This window comes from Streptococcus sp. GMD4S (genome assembly GCF_000296955.1).
On sequence record NZ_AJRE01000094.1, the window covers coordinates 1 to 4,909 of the forward strand.

At 44.0% G+C, this 4,909-nt stretch carries 1 protein-coding gene; it reads left to right on the forward strand.

What is annotated here, in order from left to right; translation table 11 throughout:
• Positions 1–63: 63 nt before the first annotated feature.
• Positions 64–4,716: an endo-beta-N-acetylglucosaminidase gene (locus GMD4S_RS06925; protein WP_000792776.1), complete on the forward strand. Its 4,653-nt coding sequence runs from the start codon at positions 64–66 to the stop codon at positions 4,714–4,716.
• The last annotated feature ends 193 nt before the right edge of the window (positions 4,717–4,909 follow it).

Consider the following 4,909-nt stretch of genomic DNA (forward strand, 5'->3'; position numbering starts at 1 on the left):
TGAGAACAGTTACTTTTTATCAAAAAGTAAAGCGCTTACTTTATATTTTATTAGGAGGATAAGATGAAAAATCTATTTTTTGAAAAACGTTGCCGTTACAGTATTCGTAAGCTGTCAATCGGGGCTTGTTCCTTGATGATTGGTTCAGCTCTATTTGTGAGTCCAGCTCTTGCCGAACAAGTCGCAGTCCCTGAAACAGCTGCAAATACGAGCGCTAAAGCGACAAGTACTAGTGAGACAACTAATCCAGATACTGCAGCTCTCGAAAAACAATTAGAGGAAACTGAAAACAAAGTAGCTGAGCAACCAATTTCAGAAAACACTCCAGCAATAACGGATCTGGTTAATGAAAAAGAAGAAGCGAAGCCAGCTCTGACAGATAAAACTGAAAAACCTGCTCAACCAACTGAAAAAGAAGAAGTCAAACCAGCGGAAGCTCCTCAAGTGACTGAGAAGAAAGCCGACAAACCGACTCTAGCAGACGTTCCTAAAAATGAAGAAAAGAGTCTCCGACCAAAAGAAATCAAATTTGATACTTGGGAGGATTTGTTGAAATGGGAACCGGGTGCGCGTGAGGATGATCCCATTAACCGTTCATCAGTTGAACTCGCCAAGCGCCATAGAGGCCAGTTGGTTAATGAAAAAGCAAGCAGAAGAGCCAAGGTTCAAGCTCTAGCAAATACCAACTCAAAAGCTAAAGACCACGCTTCTGTCGGTGGTGAGGAATTCAAGGCCTACGCTTTTGATTACTGGCAATACTTGGATTCAATGGTCTTCTGGGAAGGTCTAGTTCCAACTCCAGATGTCATTGATGCCGGTCACCGCAACGGAGTTCCCGTTTATGGAACACTCTTTTTCAACTGGTCAAATAGCATTGCCGACCAAGAGAAATTTGCAGCTGCCTTGAAACAAGATGCAGATGGCACCTTCCCTATCGCACGGAAACTTGTCGATCTTGCTAAGTACTATGGATTTGATGGATATTTCATTAATCAGGAAACAACGGGGGAATTGGTAGCACCTCTTGGTGAAAAAATGCGCCAATTCATGCTCTATACAAAAGAATATGCAGCTAAGGTCAACCACCCAATCAAGTATGCTTGGTACGATGCCATGACCTACAAATATGGTCGTTACCACGAAGATGGTCTAGGTGATTACAACTACCAGTTCATGCAAAAAGAAGGAGACAAAGTCCCTGCAGATCAATTTTTTGCCAATTTCAACTGGAACAAGGAAAAGAATGACCACTCCGTAGAGATGGCAAAATGGCTAGAACGTAGCCAGTATGATGTCTTTGCAGGCTTGGAATTGCAACAAGGTGGCTCTTATAAGACCAAAGTCAAATGGGATGCCCTCTTAGATGAAAAAGGCAAGTTGCGTTTGTCACTTGGACTTTTTGCACCAGATACGATTACCAGTCTAGGAAAAACAGGCGAAGACTACCACAAGAACGAAGATATCTTCTTCACAGGCTACCAAGGAGATCCAACGGCTCAAAAACCAGCTGACAAAGAGTGGTATGGGATTGCCAATTTAGTTGCTGACCGCACACCAGCAGTTGGCCGAACCTTCACGACCTCTTTTAATACAGGCCATGGTAGAAAGTGGTTTGTAGACGGTAAAGTTTCTAAGGATTCTGAGTGGAACTACCGTTCGGTTTCAGGTGTCTTGCCAACATGGCGCTGGTGGCAGACTTCAACGGGGGAAAAACTTCGTGCAGAATATGACTTTACAGATGCCTATAATGGAGGTAACTCCCTTAAATTCTCAGGTGATGTAGCTGGTAAGACGGACCAGGATGTGAATTTGTATTCTACCAAACTAGAAGTAACTGAAAACACCAAACTTCGGGTTGCCCACAAGGGAGGAAAAGGCTCTAAAGTTTATATGGCCTTCTCTACGACTCCAGACTACAAATTTGAGGATGCAGCTGCATGGAAAGAACTGACTCTCTCTGATGACTGGAAGAATGAAGAATTTGACCTTAGCTCACTAGCTGGAAAAACCATCTATGCAGTCAAACTCTTCTTCGAGCATGAAGGTTCTGTAAAAGATTACCAGTTCAACCTAGGACAATTAACTATCTCGGACAATCACCAAGCGCCACAAGCACCTACAGGTCTCTCAGTAGTGAAACAATCTCTTAAGAATGCTCAAGAAGCTGAAGCAGTTGTTCAATTTACGGGTAACCAAGATGCAGATTTCTATGAAGTCTATGAAAAAGACGGTGACAACTGGCGTTTGTTGACGGGTTCATCTGCTTCAACCATCTACTTGCCAAAAGTTAGCCGTTCTGCTAATGCGACTGGTACGACTCAGGAATTGAAAGTCGTTGCAGTTGGTAAAAATGGACTCCGTTCTGAGGCTGCAACTGCGTCATTCAACTGGGGCATGACTGTTCAGGATACAACTCTCCCAAGACCTTTGGCTGAAAATATTGTTCCAGGGGCAACGGTTATTGGTAGCACTTTCCCGAATACTGAAGGCGGGGAAGGCATCGAAGGCATGTTGAATGGTACGATTACAAGTCTGTCAGACAAGTGGTCTTCAGCTCAGTTGAGCGGTAGTGTGGATATTCGTTTGACCAAGTCACGTACCGTTGTTAGATGGGTCATGGATCATGCGGGAGCTGGTGGTGAGTCTGTCAACGATGGTTTGATGAACACCAAGGACTTTGATCTTTACTACAAGGATACAGATGGTGAGTGGAAACTAGCTAAGGAAGTCCGTGGCAACAAAGCACACGTGACAGATATCACTCTTGACAAACCAATCACTGCCCAAGACTGGCGCCTAAAAGTTATCACTTCAGATAATGGGACACCTTGGAAGGCCATTCGTATCTACAACTGGAAGATGTACGAAACCTTGGACACAGAAAGTCAAAATATTCCAATGGCTAAGGTAGCTGCCCGTTCACTTGGAAACCACCAAGTTCAACTTGGTTTCTCTGATGTTCCAGCGGGTGCAACTATCACCGTTTACGACAAGGCAGATTCACAAACACCAATTGCAACCTTGAAGTCTGAAACTGGTGGCGACCTGGCAACAGCACCATTGGGCTTTGACAAGCAACCAACTCTCCTCTACTATCGTACCCAACTACCTGGCAAAGAAATCAGTAACACCTTGGCTGTAGCGATTCCGCAGGATGAGAGAAAAATTGCTGCAGTTAGCCTTGAAAAAGGACCTAAGAAGATAGTTTACAAAGAGGGAGAAAAACTTGACCTCAGAGGCGGAACCCTCCGTGTTCAGTACGAAGGGGGACAAGCCGATGAGCTGATTAACCTTACTCACTCAGGTGTGACTGTTTCTGGATACGACGCTCATCAAAAAGGGGAACAAAAGCTCACAGTCAGCTACCTTGGACTTTCGGTTACTGGTGACTTAAAAGTACAAGTGACTGGTCAAGATGAAGGGAAGCCGAAAGAAGTAGCAGGCTTGTACATTACTCAGAAACCGAAAACAGACTATCTAGTAGGAGATCAACTGGATCTTGCAGAAGGTCGCTTCGGCGTTCTCTATGATGATGAGACAGAAGAAAGCCATGCCTTTACAGATCAAGGTGTTGAAATTACAGGCTACGATGCTCAAAAGACTGGACGACAAACCTTGACCTTGCATTACAAGGGACACACAGCTGAGTTCGATGTCTTGGTTTCTCCAAAAGCAGCTGTCAACGACGAGTACCTCAAACAAGAAATTACTGCTGCCCAAGGCCGTCAGTCAACCCTTGCCTACACCTTCTCAAGCGAGGACAAACAAGCAGCACTAGTAGAGAAGCTCAATGTAGCGAAAGCTGTAGCAGAAAACCATGATGCCAGTCAAGAAGAAGTCAATAAAGCCTTGAATGAATTGAAACAAGCTGGAGCGGACTTGGATGGAAATCAACGTTATCAGACAGCTAGAGAAGAATTGGAAGGTTTGCTCGAATCTGTCCGTGAAAAAGATCCTAAAGCTGAGTTGATTGAACAAGCAGAAACTTTATTAGCTTCAGAGATGCCAACTCCACAAGCTTTTTCAGAAATGAAAGAAAAGCTGAATAAGAAACTAGCTCCTGCAGAAGAAAGCCATCATGTTGGTAGCATGGATCCAAATGAAGTGGCCCCGACGGTTGAGGCCCTCCCTGAACTAGTTATTGAAACTGAAACAACAGCCTATGAACGTCAGGAGCGACCAAACTCCGAATTTCTCAAAGGACAACGCCGTGTTGTGCAAGCTGGAGTTGAAGGTCAAGTTCGCCACTTTGTAGCAGTAGATACCCAAGGTAGACGCACTCTTCGTTCGACTGAGGTAGTCAAGGAAGCAATCCCAGAAATCACCGAAGTTGGAACAAAAGTTCTATCAAGCAACCAACCAGCTGAAGGTGTGAAAGATTTAGTTCTAGAAACTCCGAAACTGGAAGTTGAAGAGGGAACAGTTTCCTTCGAACGTCAAGAACGACCAAATGCAGCCCTTCTCAAAGGCCAACGTCAGCTAGTACAAGTAGGAGTTGAAGGCCATGTTCGTCGCTTTGTAGAAGTTGATGCTCAGGGCAAACGCACCCTTCATTCTACTGAGGTTCTCAAGGAAGCTCTTCCAGAAATTGTTGAAGTAGGAACGAAAGAGCTGCCAAATACGGGAGCGACAAGAGATGCTAGTCTAGTAGCGCTGGGACTTCTCGGAGTAATGAGTGGCTACGGCTTGCTCTCTAAAAAGAGGAGAGAAGACTAATCAGATTTACGAATCTTGGATTTTCTCATAAAAATAAAAAAACAAGGTTTGACTGTAGATTAGTTAGACCTTGTTTTTAGTTTTGAAATTGAAGAGTAAATTTGAAGCTAGATTTTTGTTATTCAATTCCTTGGATAAATTTTTGGAAACGATAGGTGTCGAAATAAATATTGGATGCAACTAATTTATCAAA

Coding starts and splice junctions, on each gene's coding strand:
- GMD4S_RS06925 (WP_000792776.1), top strand. CDS start 64: ATGAAAAATCTATTTTTTGAAAAACGTTGCCGTTACAGTATTCGTAAG.